Here is a 15623-nt window from a genome sequence, read left to right as displayed (position 1 = left end):
TCCTGTGCTGTTGGTCTGGCGTCTCATTGGACCGCCGCTGTTTGCGGTAGTGGCATTGTATCGTCAATGAACCACTTGAGTGGGAGGTGTATCAACCATACATCACGCCCATGCTTAACATTGTTTCCATTCTGATCGGCATCGTCGCGCTGTTGCTGGCCATTCCATCCACCATTCCCTTCCTGGGGTGGGGCAACTGGTTTGTTCTGCCAATCGCACTCGCGGGCGTGGGGGTCGGCGCGTTGTCGAGCAGCAACGGCGGGCGCAACTTCTGCCTGCTGGTGCTGGTTCTGGCGGTTCTGCGCCTGATGCTGGGCGGCGGAATTATCTAGCAGGCACCCGCCGGGCTCGAGCCAGCCGCGCCGCTTTGGCAAACAGAGTCGGCAGCCCCGCCTCGTCCAGCCTGGCGATCGGCCACCATTCCCCCGCTTCCGGCGGCTCGGCGTTGCCTGTCCAGGCGAGCACTTCAAGCACAAGCCGCGCGTGGCTGAACACGTGCCGCACTTCACCAAGCAGCGTCCATGATCCCGATAGCGGGGGTGCGTAAGACCCGTCGGCCCGCGCGCTCCATCCATCATCCGGCAGGCCGCGCATCCCGCCCAGCATCCCATCGGCCGGCCTGCGCACCAGCCAGACGCAACCGCCACGTTCAATCCAGTATGCCTTGCCCCGTCGCTCGGGCACCGCGCGCCTGCCAGCTTTGGCCGAAAATGCTTCAGGCGCTCCGGAAAGGCGGCCCGCGCAACTCTCGCTTAGCGGACAGAGCATACACCGGGGCGCGCGGGGGGTGCAGATTGTCGCGCCCAGATCCATCATGGCTTGCGCGAAGTCCCCGGCCCGTTCGTCAGGCGTTGCCCGGTCAGCCGCGCATCGGATCGCCTTGCGCGCGCCCGGCAGCGGATCGGCGATGGCGTAAAAGCGTGCCAGGACCCGCTCCACATTCGCATCGACGACCACTGCCCGCTTGCCAAAGGCGATGGCCGCCACCGCGGCGGAAGTATAGACGCCCAGGCCCGGCAGCTTGCGCAGCTCCGCTTCGCTATCGGGAAAGCGGCCCAGCCGCACCACTTCGCGCGCCGCCTTCAGCAGATTGCGTGCGCGCGAGTAATAGCCAAGACCCGCCCAGGCTGCCATCACCTCGGCGTCCGGCGCGGCGGCCAGCGCGTGGACGCTGGGCCATCGTTCGATAAAGCGTGAAAAGTGAGGCTTGACCGCCGCAACCGTGGTCTGTTGCAGCATCACTTCCGACAGCCACACGGCATAGGGATCGGGCAAGTCATCACCAGGCAGGCTGCGCCAGGGCAGGTCGCGTGCGTGGCCGTCATACCAGGGTAAAAGGCGCTGCGCGATCGTCTCGTCTCTGGCACTCACCGCGCGCCTATGGCATGACCGGCGGCAGGATGGAACCGGACCCAGGCACCTCAGTCAAGACCAAGCGGCGCGCCAGCAAGCCGGTCAAGCCGTACGAACGGCCGCGTGGCGGTCCGGCCAAACCTATCGCTGACCTCATGCCGCAGATCGGCCGCACCGCGTTCCGCCGCTTCGGGTTTGTGCAGTCATCCGTCGTGTCCCGCTGGCCCGAGATCGTCGGGGAACGCCATGCCCGGGTATGCTCGCCCGAATCGATCCGCTTCCCCCCGGGAGAGAAATCAGACGGCATCCTGCAACTCGTGGTCGTGCCTGCCCACGCTCCGCTGATCCAGCATGTCGTTCCCGAGATCATCGAGCGGGTGAACCGCTTTTTCGGCTACAACGCGGTGAAGCGGGTCAAGCTGCGGCAAGGAACCGTTCAGCCGCCGCGTGCTGATACGATCCGCACGGCGCCGCCTTCGCTCAAGCCCATTCCACTCGAACTGGGCGACAGCTTGCGCGATATCGGCGACCCGGAACTGCGCACCGTTCTCGAAGCACTGGCGCGCAGTCTTGGCAGCAGGGATGATGATACGTGAAAGCAATGCTTGCCGCAGTCGCGGCTCTGACTATCGGCATTGGCGGGGCGGCCTGGGCGCAGTCCACCGACACCAAAGCCACCCGCACCGAAGCAGGCCACTTGATCGGCCGTTCAGAGGCTCCGGTCCGCCTTGTCGAGTTCATGAGCTACACCTGCCCCCATTGCGGGGAGTTCGCCCGGCAAGCGGACAACGCACTGCACCTGGTCTACGCCGCCTCTGGCAAGGTGAGCGTCGAATACCGGCCGATGATCCACGATGGCGCGGATCTGACCGTTACGATGCTGGTGGACTGCGCGGGTGCCGAACGCTTTGCTGCCGCGCATGCGACATTCATGGCCCGTCAGGAAGGCTGGCTGGGCCGGTATGCGCGCACCCCCGCAATGCAGCGGCAGGCCTGGTCGGATGCCCCCAGATCGGCCGAGCGGCGACGTTCCATCGCCAGCAGCCTTGACCTTTACCCGCTGGTGGAGCCGCTGGGCCTCAGCCGTATTGCCGCTGACCGCTGCCTGTCGGATCAGGCGCGGGCCGATAAGCTGGTGGCCGCCGCCGATCAAAGCCGGGCCGATTTCGGTGTCCGCGGCACGCCGAGCTTTGCGCTCGACGGTGTTCTGCTCGCCGCCACCCACGACTGGAATACCCTTCGTCCGCAAATCGATGCCCGGCTGAACCCCGGGAGTTGAACCCCGTGACCGGCTCGCCTAGCCGGGCCGGAAGCACGCCGTTCTCAGGAGATTGAAATGACTGCCCGTTCCCCACTTCGCCGCCTCGCCGTGCCGCTTTTTGCCGCCTCTCTCGCCTTGGCGGTCGGCGCATGCGGTTCGCAGGATGCCGAAGCGACCCAGATCGAGAGCGCCGCACCGCTGGCGACGGTGCCGCCGCCGACTGGGCAGACGTGGGCCGAAGTGGCCGCTGTGACGGCCGAGGGAGGCTATCTGATCGGCAACCCTGACGCGCCGATCAAGCTTGTGGAGTACGCCTCGCTCACCTGCCCGGCCTGCGCGGCCTTCTCGCAAGCCGCGGCGCAACCGCTGGACGAGGAGTATGTCAATTCAGGCCGCGTGAGCTTCGAATTGCGCAGCTTCCTGATTCACGGGCCGCTCGACCTTGCGCTTACCCGTCTGATCGAGTGCGGCCAGCCCGCTGCGGTTCACCCGCTCGCGAACCAGGTATGGGCCAATCTGGATCAGATCCTGAACCAGGCGCAGGCTGCGCAGCCCCAGCTGGAAGCCGCGCTGCAGCAGCCGCCGCAACAGCGTTTCGTCGCCTTTGCCCAGGCGGCGGGGCTGTACGACTTCTTTGCCGCTCGCGGGATTCCCGAGACGCAGGCCCGCCAATGCCTGGCGGACACGGCTGCCATCGAACGGCTGGCCAACAACTCGCAGCAGTACGGCCAGGACGGGGTGAACAGTACGCCGACCTTCTTCCTGAACGGGCAGCAGCTGGACGGCAATCAGTGGCCCGCGGTTGAGGCGGCCTTGCAGCGGGCCGGCGCACGTTGACCATCAAGCGGCGTCCGCCGGCCCGGCCGGTGGGCGCCGCTGTCTGCCGGTCAGTCCAGCGCCTGGCGCAAGCGGTCGGCGATTCTCCGCAGCCGGGTGGCAAGTTCCTGACGTGACAGACTGTCATGCGCCGCCTCGGCAGCGCCAGCCTGCGACAGCGCAGCGCGGGCGCCCTTGATCGTATAGCCTTCCTGATTGACCATGCGGTCAATGCGTTTGAGCAAAGCTATATCGTCCGTTCGATAGTACCGCCTGCCACCTGAACGCTTGAGAGGGGCAAGCATGGGAAACTGTTGTTCCCAATAGCGCAGCACATGCGGCTTGATCCCCAGCAGACGCTCGACCTCGCCGATGGTGCGCAGCGCACCTTCTTCCTTGTTGGTACTCAGGCCCCGCCCTCTTGGATTCGCTGCTTCATCAACTGGCTCGCGCGGAATGTGACAACCCGGCGCGATGTAATCGGCACCTCGACCCCAGTTTTGGGGTTGCGGCCGATACGCTCGTTCTTGTCCCGCAGTATGAAGCTCCCGAAACCGGATATCTTCACGTTCTGTCCATTGGACAGCGACTCGCACAGGTGCCGCAAGATCGCCTCAACCAACTGGAGCGAGTCCGTGCGCGAGAGACCCATTTTGCGGTTGATGGTGTCCGCGAGATCCGCGCGCGTCAATGTTCCTACCATGCGCATGCCGCCACTTTCCCTGTCCGTTTTACCCCGAAGCCGCTACTTAACACTTGTTAGCGCTTATTACAATTATCGTCCTGAACGCTTTACGTGCGTAATAAAGCTGCGCCCCAGGTGAAGCCTCCGCCCATGGCTTCCAGCACGACAAGATTGCCAGGGCGGATGCGCCCATCCCTCACCGCAACGTCCAGCGCCAGCGGGATCGATGCGGCGGAGGTATTGGCATGCCGGTCCACCGTCGTCACCACGCGGTCAGGCGAAATGCCCAGCTTGCGGGCCGTGGCATCAAGAATGCGCGCATTCGCCTGGTGCGGCACGACCCAATCGACATCGCTGCTGGCGAAACCGGTTTCGTTTAGAACCTGCTCCATGACATCGGCAAGGTTGGTCACGGCGTGGCGGAACACTTCGCGGCCCTGCATCCGCAGCTTGCCCACGGTCCCCGTGGTGGACGGCCCGCCATCGACATACAGCAACTCCTCGTGCTGGCCATCGGCATGCAGGCGAGTGGCGATGATGCCCGGACCGTCCGGCGGCACGTCTTGGGCACTCAGCACAACGGCCCCCGCCCCATCGCCAAACAGCACACAGGTGGTGCGATCGGTCCAGTCGAGGATCCGGCTGAACGTTTCCGCTCCGATGACCAGAGCATGCCGCGCCATCCCCGTCCGCAGCATCGCATCGGCGGTGGCCAGCGCGTAGATGAAGCCGGAGCACACAGCCTGCATGTCGAAGGCGATCCCGATCCCGCATCCCAGTTCACGCTGGACGGCGGCCGCGGTGGCCGGAAAGGTACGATCCGGCGTGGCGGTGGCCAGGATGATGAGATCGATGTCGCTCGGGCTGAGGCCGGCCGCCGCCAAGGCGTTTGCCGCCGCTGCCGTAGCGAGGGTTCCAGTCGTCTCCGCGTCGCCAGCGACGTGGCGCTGGCGAATGCCGGTGCGCTCGACGATCCATTCGTCGGTCGTATCCACCTGCTGCGCCAGTTCTGCGTTGGTCACGATGCGCGCCGGCAGCGCCGAGCCGGTGCCCCTGAGTACCGAGCGAAGCATCACCCTTTCCCGGTGCCGCTGGTGGATGGCCCGTGGCGCCCGCCCAACTCTGCGAGATCGGCAGCGATGCGGTCGATCAGGTCGTTTTCCAGCAAGCGGGCGGCCACTGCGACCGCATTGGCGACGCCTGCCGCATTGGCGCTGCCGTGGCTTTTCACGACCACGCCGTTGAGCCCCAGGAAAACCGCGCCATTGTGATTGTTCGGATCGAGATGATGCTTCAACAGCTCGGTTGCCGGACGAGAAACAAGAAAACCGATCTTCGAGCGGACAGAGCTGGTAAAGGCGCTGCGCAGAAGGTCGGTGACGAACCTTGCCGCCCCCTCGATTGCTTTCAGGGCGATGTTGCCGGAAAAGCCGTCCGTCACCACCACGTCGACTTCGCCACGATTGATCTTGTCAGCTTCGGTAAAGCCGTCGAATTGCAGGGCCAGCCCCGTCGCCGCGCGCAGTTGGGCGGCCGCATCCTGCAAATCCTCCGTCCCCTTGTTCTCTTCGGTTCCGATATTCAGCAGCCGCACGGTGGGCGCAGCCTTACCGGTGACGATGCGTGAATAAGCCGCGCCCATGATCGCAAACTGCACCAGATTGCTGGCATCACATTCGCGGTTTGCGCCAAGGTCTAGCATCACGACATCCTCTTCCTTGAGGGTCGGAAGCAGGGCGGCAAGCGCCGGCCGATCGATGCCCGGCATCGTGCGCAGGGCCAGCTTGCTCATCGCCATCAGCGCGCCGGTGTTCCCCGAACTGACAGCCGCGCCGGCATCGCCGCGCTTCACCGCATCAACCGCCAGCCCCATGGAAGTGCTGCGCGCGCGACGCAGCGCTTTGGACGGCTGTTCGTCGCCCGCCACCACATCGTCGCAGTGCAGGATTTCCGACGCTCCGCCCAGGCCGGGATGGTTGTCCAGTGCGGCCTTGATGCGGCGCTCGTCACCGACCAGCAGGAATTTGAAGCGGTCATGCCGGCGCCTGGCAAGCGCCGCGCCCTCGACCATGACACGCACGCCTTCGTCGCCGCCCATCGCGTCAACAGCGATACGCGGCAGGCTCATGCCGTTCTCCAAAGGTCAGCGCCGGTCAAAGACCGGCAGCGAGAATTTCCCGGCCGTTGTAGAAGCCGCAGTGGCCGCACAGGTTGTGCGGCCGCTTCAGCTCGCCACAGTTGGAGCACTCGTGATGCGCTTCCACCTTCAGGGCGTCGTGCGAACGACGGTTGCCGCGCCGGTGCGGGGATACTTTTCTTTTTGGGACTGCCATGATGGCACCTTGTGTCTGTCTGTGTTTCTTGCCGCCTCACCTAAGCGAAGTAAGGCGCTGGCACAACCTCGTAAGGTTGCGCCGCGCATTCCTGATGCTAAGGCGGCGAAGCGGTTGCCCATAGCCAAACCGCCGTTGATTGCAAGCCCTCCGGCTGCGGCTTATCCGGAGATGGCTGCTTCGAAATTCATCAAGTCACCCCGCAAGGATCGCCAGCCATGTTCATGCCTGTCACGCTCACCTCCGCCGCTGCCGCCGCGTTTATCGCCGTGTGGCTGATGGTGCGGATCGTTCGCCTGCGCATGAGCGGAAAGGTGCTGCACGGCGACGGCGGCGACCCGTTGCTGGCGCGGCGCATCAGGGCGCAGTTGAACTTCGTCGAAAGCGCGCCCTTTGTGCTGATCCTGGTGGCGGCGCTGGAACTGGCCGGGCGCGGCGGGGTGTGGCTGACGGTCATGGCGGGCGTGTTCTGGCTGGGCCGGGTGGTTCACGCGCTGGGAATGGACCGGGAGCGAGAGAACCGTCTGCGCATGGCAGGCACGATCATCACGCTGATCACGTTGCTGGTGCTGGCTGTGGCCGCCGTGCTGGTCGCGTCGGGAGTGCTTCCACCGCAAGCTGGCACGGCCCGGATCACACTGATCTAGCTCAGGCTCAGGCCAGCGCGTGATCGCCCACAAATGGGTTGGTCCTGCGCTCCTGCCCAAAGGTGCTGACCGGCCCGTGCCCCGGAATGAAGGTGATGTCGTCGCCCAGCGGCCACAGCTTGGTCGTGATGGCGTCGATGAGCGCGGCATGGTCGCCCAAGGGGAAATCTGTCCGTCCGATGCTGCCCTGGAAAAGCACGTCGCCGACAATCGCAAATCTGCTCGGCCGATGCACGAACACGACGTGCCCCGGCGTGTGGCCCGGACAGTGCAGCACGTCCAGCGTGAGATCGCCCACAGTGACGGTGTCGCCTTCCACCAGCCAGCGGTCGGGTTCGAACACTGCGCCGCGGATGCCATAGCGTGCGCCATCTTCGTCGAGCCGGCTGATCCAGAACCGGTCCGCCTCGTGCGGGCCTTCGATGGGAACGCCCAACTCCTTCGCCAGCAAGCCCGCCTCGCCGCAGTGGTCGATGTGTCCGTGCGTGAGGAGGATCTTCTCTACCTCAACGCCAGCCTTTGCCACGCCGGATCGGACTTTCGCCAGATCCCCGCCGGGATCAATCAGCGCAGCCTTGTTGGTGGCGGTGCACCAGATCAGCGAGCAATTCTGCTGAAGCGGAGTAACTGGGAGAATGGCTGCCTTCATGGGCGGCGTCGGCTTGTTGTCGGTCATGCGGCGCTAGGTGGCGCGGCGCACGACGCAATGCAACACGGTTAGATGCGCCCACCCTTCCAGACAACGCGCCCGATGATCTCGATCTCATCCGCCGCAACTTCCAGCGGGGGATACGCCTTGTTGTCGCTCACGAGAGAGTAGCGGCCAAACCCAAGCGCAGCGATCCGCTTCACCAGCAACGCTTCGCCCAGGCGCGCTACGTGGACTCCGTCGCGAAACGGCCGCTCCGAGCGGTCGACAAGGATCTCGTCGCCGTCACGCAGCAATGGCTCCATCGAGTCGCCTTCGACAGTGATCGCAGAAAGCCTGGCCCCGTCCAGCCCCTGTTCCCGCAACCAGCGGCGGGAAAAGCGGAAGGTATCGGTTGCCTCCTCCTCAACCGGAACGCTGCCCGATCCGGCCGATGCGCCCAGCGCCAGGCGCGGCACCTTGGCCCAGTCGAGCGGCTGTCCTGCCGGTCGACCAATCTGGGATTTATCCTGCGCCGCGCCGAGTTCCTGTTCCGGTACACCGAAGAACTCGGCCAGCAGCCCGCGGTCACTTTCCTCCAGCCGACGCGGACTGCCGCGGGTAATGAACTGGTGCAGGTAGCTGGGATTACGCCCGATCATGCTGGACAAGCGAGCCAGGCTGACATTTCGCTCTCGCGAAAGTGCGAGCAACCTGTCACGCGGGTCCGTGGATAACTCGGCCATTAATCCTATATAGCGCCGTTTTTTTCCTAGACAAGTAGGATTTTTCGCAGGAACAAAGAGGGAACAGATGATTCGAACTGCCACGAGTGAGGTCGCAAGTGCTTATCCGCAAGATCGAGAAGTTTCTGAGAGAAACCAATATGCCGGTCACCAGATTCGGGCGCCTGGCGACGCGCGATCCGCGCTTTGTTCTGGATTTGCGTAACGGCCGTCTTCCACGCGAGGAAACGACCGAAAGAGTAGAGCGCTTCATTCGGGAATTCGGCGAGCACCGCTCCAACACAGGAGAGCCCGCGTGACCGCTGTCAGCCACGTGCCAATCATCCGGTCAACTCGCCGCGGGCCGGCGTGCCGCTTGCGCGACGCACTGCTCCGTCTGGCGGATTATCAAGCCCAGGTGCTCGCCCAGAACGATGAACCCTGGGCCAGCGTGACATATAGCGGCGCGCGGCACAGCTTCACCCTGCTATTTGCGGGTGAGGCAGGGGTGGATGCCGGCGAACGGTTTGTTGCCACCCTGGCCGAGCATGAGTTTACCATCCCAGGTCATCTTGTCGCCGATGCCGAGGTTGTGGAGGTCGAACACAGGATTTTGCCGTCGCCCCGGCTGATCGTGCACTGCGAGGTGCTGATGCTGGAGGAAAGCTGAGCAGGGGTTTGGCGGTCGTTTGCAGGACGTGAAGGCGAACGGCCGAAACAAAAACCGCCGCTTCAATACCCCAGCACGAGGTCCATCTGCGGTTCCACCGCCCTGCCCGCCTGCCACCGTTCCAGGTTTTCGATGAAGCGGTCGGCGGAACGCTGGAACATCCGGGTTTGCGCGCGGCCGGACAAATGCATTGAAAGCGTCGCATTTTCCAATTGCCACAGCGGATCGTCAGCCGGCAGCGGTTCGGGACTCGTGACGTCCAGCAGCGCCGCTTCGATCCGTTTTTCCTGCAGTGCCTCCACCAGCGCAGGCTGATCCACCACACTGCCCCGGGCGATGTTGACCAGTACGGCGGAAGGCTTCATCGCTGCCAGCTCGGCCGCGCCGATCATATGCTGTGTTTCGGCCGTTGCCGGCACCGCCAGTATGACCCAGTCGAACGAGGATAGCTGAGCACGCCATTCATTTGGCCGCAGCGCGCCGTCCGCACCGGACCGACGGACCGGCACCACTGTCATGCCGAACGCTTCCAGCCGGTTTCTGACCAGGCTGCCGATCGCGCCCGTACCTAGCAGCAGCACCCGTTCGCCGGCAAGTTCCCGCTTGCCCGGACTGTCGAGCAGCCAGTCGCGCCGGTCCCGCGCCCGCACGACCTGCGCAAAACCCTTGGCATGGGCCAGCATCAGCATCACCGTGTATTCCGCGATGGTAACGGCATTGATGCCCGTGCCGTTGGTCACGACCACACCGCGTTCCCGCAGCAGCTCCAGCGGCAGGAAATCCAGCCCGGCGTAGATGGAGTTGAGCCATCCGAGGTTGGTGGCGGCCTTAACGACCTCCACCATCGGCTCGGGCTGGGCGAAGTCGAACCAGCCGATCTGCGCGCGCGGTGCCAGTTCCAGCGCCTCGTCCTGCGACATGAACCAAAGCGGCTCCACCCAATCGGGCAGACGCGGTTCGACCAGGGGCCGGATCAGGGCGGACAGGACTGCGGTGCTCATGTGAGTTTCCACTCCCAGGCCAGTGGATCGCCGTCCATCACCTCCACACCCTTGGCGGTGAGCTCGTCACGGATCGCGTCTGAGGTGGCGAAGTCCTTCTTCGCACGCGCTTCCCTGCGGCGGGCGAGCGCGGCTTCGATCTCGGCCTCGGTAATCTGCGCGGCCTCGGGGCGGATGCGAAGATCGGCGCGAGTGAGGTTGAGGAGGTCGAGGCCGAGCATACTGTCGAACTTGCCGACAGCTTCCAGTTTTGTGTTCGGATGATCAAGTTTGGCCAACATAGCGTCTAGGTGACCAAGCGCGCGCGGCGTGTTCAAGTCATTGAACAACTCTCTGGCTGCTTGATCAGGAATGACAATCTGGACGTTCTCCAAGACGTTTGGGTCGGCTTTATCCTTCAGCCTCTCCACCGCCATCACCATCCGCTTCAGCCGTGTGAGCGCCGCATGCAGTCCCTCCCAGCTGAACTCCAGCTCGGAACGGTAATGCGCCTGCAGGCACATCAGGCGGTAGGCGAGCGGGTGGTAGCCGCGATCGATCAGCAGTTGCAGGCGCAGGAACTCGCCGCTCGATTTCGACATCTTGCCCGTCCGGTCGACGAGGAAGTTGTTGTGCATCCAGATCCGCGCGCCGCTGTTCTCGGCCACGTCGAGGCCATCGGTGCAGCAATGCGCCTGGTTCTGCGCGATCTCGTTGGGATGGTGGATTTCGCGGTGGTCGATGCCGCCGGTGTGGATGTCGAATGGGAAGCCGAGCACTTCGCCGCTCATCACCGAGCATTCCAGATGCCACCCCGGCGCGCCGCGGCCCCACGGCGAGTCCCACTCCATCTGCCGCGTCTCGCCCGGCGGCGTGCGGCGCCAGATGGCAAAGTCGGCGGCGTTGCGCTTGCCCGCAACCGGCTCGATCCGCCCTTCCCCTTCGTCAGTGTTCGCGCGCGCAAGACGGCCGTAGTCCGCGACCGTGGATACGTCGAAGTAAAGGCCGCTGTCGATCAGGTAGCAGTGCTTGTCAGCAATGCTTTGCGCGAACGCGATCATCTGCGGCACGTAATCGGTCGCAACCGTCCACTGCGACGGCTCGCGGATGTTGAGCGCCCTTACATCCGCCTTGAACGCGTCTGTATAGTGGCGCGCGACGTCCCAGATCGACTGGCGCTGCTGCGCAGCCATCTTCTCCAGCTTGTCCTCGCCGGCGTCGGCATCGTCGGTCAGGTGGCCGACATCGGTGATGTTGATGACGTGGGTGAGCTTGTAACCCTTCCACTCCAGCACCCGTCCGAGCACATCGGCAAAGACGTAGGCCCGCATGTTGCCGATGTGAGGATAATTATAGACCGTCGGCCCGCAGGTATAGACGCGCGCTTCGCCAGGGTGGACCGGATGGAATTCTTCCAGTTGCCGGGTAAGGGAATTGTAGAGGCGGAGCGGCGCGTCGGTCATGGGCTGCGCTTAAAGCGCCGCCGGGTTACTGCCAACCCTCCCACCGCACCGCTTCCTCCAGCGCGGCGCGCTGGACGGGGAAGTTGTTCACCGGCGCCTGCGGGTCGCGATAACCGATAGCAAGGCCGCAGAAGAGCGTGTGATCTTCGGGAATTGCGACGACTTCGCGTATCTGCGGCGAATAGACGGCCCAGGCCTCCTGCGGGCAGGTGTCCAGCCCTTCTTCCCGGCACAGCAGCATTATCGTCATCAGCCACATGCCAATGTCCGACCATTGCGGCGGCCCCATGTATCGCGGCGTGTGCACCAGCATCAGCACCGGGGCGCCGAACGCCCGGAAGTTCTGCGCGAACCACATCAGGCGTTTGCCCTTCTCTTCCCGCGCGATGCCCAGCGTACCGTAAAGGTCCTCTCCAACCCCGAAGCGGCGTTGTTCGTATGCGCCATCGAGATCGGGCGGATAGATGTGGTATTCAGGCGCATGCGCCGCCTTTCCCCTCGGAAACTCCAACGCGACGCGGTCGAACAGACGCTGAAGGGGTTCGCCGGTGAGGACGACACCGTGCCAGGGCTGCGTGTTGCCGCCGGAAGGACTGCGCTGCGCCCGCTCGAGAATCCGGGCGAGCGTCGCGTGGTCCACGGCGCGATCGGTAAAGGCGCGGATGGAGCGGCGGGTTTGCACGGCATCGGACACAATCATGGGTTCACCCCTCTTCGAACAGGCCGGCAAGCTGTTCCACCATGGTGCCGCCCAGCTGTTCGGCGTCCATGATCGTGACCGCGCGCTTGTAATAACGGGTAACATCGTGGCCAATGCCGATCGCCACCAGCTGCACCGGGGACTTGCCCTCGATCCACTCTATCACCTTGCGCAGGTGCGTTTCGAGATAGCCGGCGCTGTTCACCGACAGGGTCGAATCATCCACGGGGGCGCCGTCGGAAATTACCATCAGGATGCGGCGATCTTCCGGCCGGGCAAGCAGTCGCCCGTGCGCCCACAGCAACGCCTCGCCGTCGATGTTTTCCTTCAGCAGTCCTTCGCGCATCATCAGGCCTAAGTTGCGCCGCGCCCGGCGCCACGGCTGGTCTGCCTGCTTATAGATGATGTGGCGCAGGTCATTCAGGCGCCCCGGATGCGGCGGCTTGCCATCGGCCAGCCACGCCTCGCGCGCTTGCCCCCCTTTCCACGCGCGAGTGGTGAAGCCGAGGATTTCCGTCTTGACGCCGACCCGCTCCAGGGTGCGCGCCAGCACGTCCGCGCTGATAGCGGCGATCGAGATAGGTCTTCCGCGCATCGAGCCTGAGTTGTCGATCAGCAGGGTGACGACGGTGTCCTTGAACTCGACATCGCGTTCGACCTTGTAGCTGAGCGACTGCCCGGGCGAGACGATCACGCGGGCAAGCCGCGCGGCATCCAGCATCCCTTCTTCCTGGTCGAAATCCCAGTTGCGGTTCTGCTGCGCCATCAGCCGGCGTTGCAAGCGGTTGGCAAGGCGCGTCACTACCCCTTGCAGGCCCGTCAGCTGGCTGTCGAGATAGGCACGCAAGCGGTCGAGTTCGGCAAAGTCACACAGTTCGGCCGCGTCAACCGTCTCGTCGAACCGGGTGGTATAGGCCTTGTACTGGAAATCGGCGGGCAGATCGGTCCAGTTGGTCCGGGGACGGACCGGCAGCATCCGCTCTTCCCCCTCGTCGCCGGCTGTCCCTTCGCTCAGATCCTCTTCTGCGGAAGCGTCGCTTTCCTCCTCGCCCTCTTCTTCTCCCGCGGCGGGTTCACCGGCCATCTCGACGCCTTGCTGTGACCTGTCGTCTGCCGCATCGTCGTCGCCGCTGCTGTCTTCTTCCTCCTCGCTGTCCTCGTCGTCCTCGCCGGTGTTATCGTCCGGTTCCTTGGCTTCGGACGGGTCGATCAGGTCGAGATGGCGCAGGAGATCGATGGCACGCTGCTGAAACGCTCGCTGGTTCTGCAACGCATCCGCCAGCCCGGCAAAATCGTCGCCCGCACGCTCTTCGATGGACGCGCGCAGCAGCGCGACACCCGGGGCGGCCAGATCCGGGATCGCCTGTCCCGTCAACTTCTCGCGCAGGATGAGGCTGAGGGCGCTCTGCAAGGGAACATCGCTGACGTTCTTTGCCCGTGTAATGGGATCGGACCGGGTGCGCAGCTGCGTTGCCGCGGTCAGGTTTTCGCGTACGCCTGCGAAGTTGTTTGCACCCAGCGCCTCGTAACGCACCTGTTCCACCGCATCGTAACAGGCGCGCGCCAGCGGTTCCGCCGGGGCATTCGCCGCGTGCAGCAGCGCATTGTGGTGGCGCAGCTTCAGCGAAAAGCTGTCGGCGAACCCCCGCGCCTCGCGTGCCTGATCGGCCGGCAGCGTCCGTCCCGGCAGCGGCACGCGCATGTTGGTGCCGGTGGCTGACGGCGTATCCGCACTCCAGGCGACCTCCACCTCCGGTTCGCGCGCAACCGCCCGCGCCGTGCCGGTCAGCGCGCGCTTGAAGCGATCGAGAGGGGTTTCGTCGGGCATTCGGCTTCAGGCTCTGCAGATAGGAGCAAACGAGGGGGCCGGTAAAGGGCGCGCTGGACATTGCGAACCTTTTGCGTAAGCGGCGGCATTCTCACCTGTCACGAGATTGTCACAATCCATGCCGCGCACGCTTCTCTCCATCAGCCTCATCGCCCTCGCACTGCCCCTCGCCGCCCCTGCTGCGGCAAGCGACGAGGATTTCGAACTGTGGCTCAATCCGACGACTCAGTTCGATCTGGATGACGACACTGCGGTTCAGCTGGAAACCGCTCAGCGGTTTCGCGATGCCGATCGCGGCCGGGTCGATACTTATTACGGCCGCTTCTGGGTCAAGCAGCAGATTGGCGACGGTTTGCGGCTGGACGGCGGGATCGAACGCCGCATCAACGATGGCGGCGCTGACGAGACGCGACTGTTGCAGCAGTTGAACGCGTCTAGCGGCATCTTGCGCGGTCGCCTGCGGTCCGAACAGCGCTTCAGGGAGGGCACCGGCGGCCGCATGGGTCTGCGCCTGCGCAGCCGCATCGGTGTCGCTGTTCCGTTAAGCGAGGATGGCCGCTGGACTGCCGACGCCAGCGGCGAACTTTTCTGGACCCTGCGTGGCACCAGCGCAGGCGGCGATACGGGGCTTACAGGGCTGAGAACCGTCATCGGCGTGGAATACGCCGTCAGCGACAATGTGGCGGTTAATCTGTCGTATCTGCGAAACCAGGATTTCACCGACAATGCTCCGGACGTGATCGGTCACGCACCGCTGATCGGCATCGACTTCTCTTTCTAGACCGGCGAGCCGTCCAACCAATCGCGCTCAGTACCGCGGGGCATTGCCGAATACCCCGATCAGCACCGGGTCGCGGGTGGCGCCCGGGTTGGCGCGGATTGCGGCCTCCTCACGTCCTATTTCGCGCCAGATCGCGTCGTCAACCTGATCGGCAAAGCGGCGGGCGATTGCGCCCACGTCCCTGCCGACGGCCGCATTCAGCAGCTGGCCGATTAGGGGATCGGACGCGACCGCCAGCGCATTGTACAGTCCTGGCACCATCGCTTCGACCAGCCGCGCTCCCAATTCCGCGCGCAGATAGGCGGTCGCCGCCTGCGGGCCGCCCCGCACGATGTCCAGCGCATTGTAATAGCCAACGGCGCGAACCGCGTCAGCAACGACCGGCGCGGCGCGATAGGAGGCCTCTATGGCAATGTCGGCAAACTGGTCCTGCAACCGCTCGCGGAACAGGGGCGAGGTGAGCACCCGGCTGACGGCATCACCGCGAACGCCGAGCAGATTGGCAAGCCCCAGTCGGGCCACCTGTTCGTCCCAATAGCCACCGGGGGCCGTCAGGCGCGCAAAGGCGTTCTCGCTCGAGGCGAGCAGAAGGCGGCGGATCGCTTCCTCAAGGCTGAGCGGGCGGGCGGTCTGGCAGGCAGGCAGCGCCAGCGCAGCGCCCGCGGCGAACGCGCCAAGAAAGAACATGCGGCGGCCAATTGGCTGGATGGTCATTGCTGTACGCTCCGTTCCCTGTCTGTTTTCAACTGAAGA

21 protein-coding genes are annotated in these 15623 nt (G+C 64.5%); 8 read left to right on the top strand and 13 right to left on the bottom strand.

Features of this window, described 5'->3' with window-relative positions; all coding sequences use genetic code 11:
* Positions 1–110 precede the first annotated feature (110 nt).
* The gene (locus LHJ54_RS08515) at positions 111–332 is read left to right on the top strand and encodes a hypothetical protein (protein WP_228243462.1); all 222 of its coding nucleotides are present in this window, start codon (positions 111–113) and stop codon (positions 330–332) included.
* Here the strand turns inward: LHJ54_RS08515 and LHJ54_RS08510 are convergent.
* On the bottom strand, positions 325–1371 hold the full coding sequence (locus LHJ54_RS08510; protein ID WP_228243461.1) for an A/G-specific adenine glycosylase: 1047 nt from the start codon (positions 1369–1371) through the stop codon (positions 325–327). The two genes, LHJ54_RS08515 and LHJ54_RS08510, sit on opposite strands and share 8 nt — an antisense overlap.
* 29 nt (positions 1372–1400) lie before the next feature.
* On the opposite strand from LHJ54_RS08510, the gene LHJ54_RS08505 reads away from it, so the two are divergent.
* Genes LHJ54_RS08505 through LHJ54_RS08495 form a run of 3 tightly spaced genes read left to right on the top strand, consistent with a single transcriptional unit; the run spans position 1401 to position 3451 of the window.
* The gene (locus LHJ54_RS08505; protein WP_228243460.1) at positions 1401–1949 is read left to right on the top strand and encodes a DUF721 domain-containing protein; all 549 of its coding nucleotides are present in this window, start codon (positions 1401–1403) and stop codon (positions 1947–1949) included.
* 5 nt (positions 1950–1954) lie between these two features.
* Positions 1955–2632: a thioredoxin domain-containing protein gene (locus LHJ54_RS08500; RefSeq protein WP_228244337.1), complete on the top strand. Its 678-nt coding sequence runs from the start codon at positions 1955–1957 to the stop codon at positions 2630–2632.
* Between the two features lie 57 nt (positions 2633–2689).
* Positions 2690–3451, top strand: coding sequence for a thioredoxin domain-containing protein (locus tag LHJ54_RS08495; protein ID WP_228243459.1), 762 nt, complete (start codon positions 2690–2692; stop codon positions 3449–3451).
* 50 nt (positions 3452–3501) lie between these two features.
* Here LHJ54_RS08495 and LHJ54_RS08490 read toward each other — a convergent pair whose 3' ends face one another.
* The 5 genes from LHJ54_RS08490 to rpmF form a co-directional block, all read right to left on the bottom strand.
* Positions 3502–3804 carry a MerR family transcriptional regulator gene (locus LHJ54_RS08490; protein WP_373457075.1) on the bottom strand — a complete coding sequence of 101 codons (303 nt, stop codon included), beginning with the start codon at positions 3802–3804 and terminating at the stop codon, positions 3502–3504.
* A gap of 32 nt (positions 3805–3836) precedes the next feature.
* The gene (locus LHJ54_RS08485) at positions 3837–4139 is read right to left on the bottom strand and encodes an integration host factor subunit alpha (RefSeq protein ID WP_228243458.1); all 303 of its coding nucleotides are present in this window, start codon (positions 4137–4139) and stop codon (positions 3837–3839) included.
* Between the two features lie 83 nt (positions 4140–4222).
* Entirely contained in the window at positions 4223–5188 is a 966-nt protein-coding gene (locus LHJ54_RS08480; RefSeq protein WP_228243457.1) for a beta-ketoacyl-ACP synthase III, read from the bottom strand.
* On the bottom strand, positions 5188–6243 hold the full coding sequence (gene plsX, locus LHJ54_RS08475) for a phosphate acyltransferase PlsX (RefSeq protein ID WP_228243456.1): 1056 nt from the start codon (positions 6241–6243) through the stop codon (positions 5188–5190). Before plsX ends, LHJ54_RS08480 begins: the two co-directional genes overlap by 1 nt.
* 25 nt (positions 6244–6268) lie before the next feature.
* Entirely contained in the window at positions 6269–6448 is a 180-nt protein-coding gene (gene rpmF / locus LHJ54_RS08470; RefSeq protein WP_228243455.1) for a 50S ribosomal protein L32, read from the bottom strand.
* A 218-nt stretch (positions 6449–6666) separates the two neighbouring features.
* On the opposite strand from rpmF, the gene LHJ54_RS08465 reads away from it, so the two are divergent.
* Positions 6667–7095, top strand: coding sequence for an MAPEG family protein (locus tag LHJ54_RS08465; RefSeq protein WP_228243454.1), 429 nt, complete (start codon positions 6667–6669; stop codon positions 7093–7095).
* Positions 7096–7102: 7 nt separating this feature from the next.
* Here LHJ54_RS08465 and LHJ54_RS08460 read toward each other — a convergent pair whose 3' ends face one another.
* Together LHJ54_RS08460 and LHJ54_RS08455 are read right to left on the bottom strand one after the other, a co-directional pair.
* A complete protein-coding gene (locus tag LHJ54_RS08460; RefSeq protein ID WP_277754161.1) occupies positions 7103–7771 on the bottom strand; it encodes an MBL fold metallo-hydrolase in 669 nt (222 codons plus the stop codon).
* Between the two features lie 41 nt (positions 7772–7812).
* Positions 7813–8469 (bottom strand): S24 family peptidase, encoded by a 657-nt coding sequence (locus tag LHJ54_RS08455; protein WP_228243453.1) that lies wholly within the window; start codon positions 8467–8469, stop codon positions 7813–7815.
* 98 nt (positions 8470–8567) lie between these two features.
* Here LHJ54_RS08455 and LHJ54_RS08450 point away from each other — a divergent pair, with 98 nt between their 5' ends.
* Both LHJ54_RS08450 and LHJ54_RS08445 read left to right on the top strand, forming a co-directional pair.
* Positions 8568–8768: a hypothetical protein gene (locus LHJ54_RS08450; protein ID WP_228243452.1), complete on the top strand. Its 201-nt coding sequence runs from the start codon at positions 8568–8570 to the stop codon at positions 8766–8768.
* Positions 8765–9118: a hypothetical protein gene (locus tag LHJ54_RS08445; RefSeq protein WP_228243451.1), complete on the top strand. Its 354-nt coding sequence runs from the start codon at positions 8765–8767 to the stop codon at positions 9116–9118. The genes LHJ54_RS08450 and LHJ54_RS08445 overlap by 4 nt, the downstream gene beginning before the upstream one ends.
* Positions 9119–9180: 62 nt before the next feature.
* On the opposite strand, the gene LHJ54_RS08440 is transcribed toward LHJ54_RS08445, so the two are convergent.
* The 4 genes from LHJ54_RS08440 to cobT are packed head-to-tail and all read right to left on the bottom strand — an operon-like array spanning position 9181 to position 14089.
* A complete protein-coding gene (locus LHJ54_RS08440; protein WP_228243450.1) occupies positions 9181–10119 on the bottom strand; it encodes a D-2-hydroxyacid dehydrogenase in 939 nt (312 codons plus the stop codon).
* Positions 10116–11561, bottom strand: coding sequence for a cysteine--tRNA ligase (gene cysS, locus LHJ54_RS08435; protein ID WP_228243449.1), 1446 nt, complete (start codon positions 11559–11561; stop codon positions 10116–10118). Before cysS ends, LHJ54_RS08440 begins: the two co-directional genes overlap by 4 nt.
* A gap of 25 nt (positions 11562–11586) precedes the next feature.
* A complete protein-coding gene (locus tag LHJ54_RS08430) occupies positions 11587–12261 on the bottom strand; it encodes a nitroreductase (RefSeq protein ID WP_228243448.1) in 675 nt (224 codons plus the stop codon).
* Positions 12262–12265: 4 nt separating this feature from the next.
* Entirely contained in the window at positions 12266–14089 is a 1824-nt protein-coding gene (gene cobT / locus LHJ54_RS08425; RefSeq protein ID WP_228243447.1) for a cobaltochelatase subunit CobT, read from the bottom strand.
* Between the two features lie 118 nt (positions 14090–14207).
* Here cobT and LHJ54_RS08420 point away from each other — a divergent pair, with 118 nt between their 5' ends.
* Positions 14208–14870: a DUF2490 domain-containing protein gene (locus LHJ54_RS08420; RefSeq protein ID WP_228243446.1), complete on the top strand. Its 663-nt coding sequence runs from the start codon at positions 14208–14210 to the stop codon at positions 14868–14870.
* Positions 14871–14897: 27 nt separating this feature from the next.
* On the opposite strand, the gene LHJ54_RS08415 is transcribed toward LHJ54_RS08420, so the two are convergent.
* Positions 14898–15584, bottom strand: a complete 687-nt coding sequence (locus LHJ54_RS08415; RefSeq protein WP_228243445.1) for a DUF4197 domain-containing protein — start codon at positions 15582–15584, stop codon at positions 14898–14900.
* Positions 15585–15623: the final 39 nt, after the last annotated feature.

Origin of the sequence: Porphyrobacter sp. GA68 (genome assembly GCF_022605525.1) — a bacterium.
In the GTDB taxonomy this organism is placed as follows: domain Bacteria; phylum Pseudomonadota; class Alphaproteobacteria; order Sphingomonadales; family Sphingomonadaceae; genus Qipengyuania_B.
Note: the sequence above shows the minus strand (reverse complement) of the source record. Positions and strands in the feature narration are given on the sequence as shown.

What these genes read in the sequence shown, in the direction of transcription:
- LHJ54_RS08515 (WP_228243462.1), top strand. Translation starts at nt 111, where the DNA reads ATGCTTAACATTGTTTCCATTCTGATCGGCATCGTCGCGCTGTTGCTG.
- LHJ54_RS08505 (WP_228243460.1), top strand. Translation starts at nt 1,401, where the DNA reads ATGGAACCGGACCCAGGCACCTCAGTCAAGACCAAGCGGCGCGCCAGC.
- LHJ54_RS08500 (WP_228244337.1), top strand. Translation starts at nt 1,955, where the DNA reads ATGCTTGCCGCAGTCGCGGCTCTGACTATCGGCATTGGCGGGGCGGCC.
- LHJ54_RS08495 (WP_228243459.1), top strand. Translation starts at nt 2,690, where the DNA reads ATGACTGCCCGTTCCCCACTTCGCCGCCTCGCCGTGCCGCTTTTTGCC.
- LHJ54_RS08485 (WP_228243458.1), bottom strand. Translation starts at nt 4,139, where the DNA reads ATGCGCATGGTAGGAACATTGACGCGCGCGGATCTCGCGGACACCATC.
- LHJ54_RS08480 (WP_228243457.1), bottom strand. Translation starts at nt 5,188, where the DNA reads ATGCTTCGCTCGGTACTCAGGGGCACCGGCTCGGCGCTGCCGGCGCGC.
- plsX (WP_228243456.1), bottom strand. Translation starts at nt 6,243, where the DNA reads ATGAGCCTGCCGCGTATCGCTGTTGACGCGATGGGCGGCGACGAAGGC.
- rpmF (WP_228243455.1), bottom strand. Translation starts at nt 6,448, where the DNA reads ATGGCAGTCCCAAAAAGAAAAGTATCCCCGCACCGGCGCGGCAACCGT.
- LHJ54_RS08465 (WP_228243454.1), top strand. Translation starts at nt 6,667, where the DNA reads ATGTTCATGCCTGTCACGCTCACCTCCGCCGCTGCCGCCGCGTTTATC.
- LHJ54_RS08460 (WP_277754161.1), bottom strand. Translation starts at nt 7,771, where the DNA reads ATGACCGACAACAAGCCGACGCCGCCCATGAAGGCAGCCATTCTCCCA.
- LHJ54_RS08455 (WP_228243453.1), bottom strand. Translation starts at nt 8,469, where the DNA reads ATGGCCGAGTTATCCACGGACCCGCGTGACAGGTTGCTCGCACTTTCG.
- LHJ54_RS08440 (WP_228243450.1), bottom strand. Translation starts at nt 10,119, where the DNA reads ATGAGCACCGCAGTCCTGTCCGCCCTGATCCGGCCCCTGGTCGAACCG.
- cysS (WP_228243449.1), bottom strand. Translation starts at nt 11,561, where the DNA reads ATGACCGACGCGCCGCTCCGCCTCTACAATTCCCTTACCCGGCAACTG.
- LHJ54_RS08430 (WP_228243448.1), bottom strand. Translation starts at nt 12,261, where the DNA reads ATGATTGTGTCCGATGCCGTGCAAACCCGCCGCTCCATCCGCGCCTTT.
- cobT (WP_228243447.1), bottom strand. Translation starts at nt 14,089, where the DNA reads ATGCCCGACGAAACCCCTCTCGATCGCTTCAAGCGCGCGCTGACCGGC.
- LHJ54_RS08420 (WP_228243446.1), top strand. Translation starts at nt 14,208, where the DNA reads ATGCCGCGCACGCTTCTCTCCATCAGCCTCATCGCCCTCGCACTGCCC.
- LHJ54_RS08415 (WP_228243445.1), bottom strand. Translation starts at nt 15,584, where the DNA reads ATGACCATCCAGCCAATTGGCCGCCGCATGTTCTTTCTTGGCGCGTTC.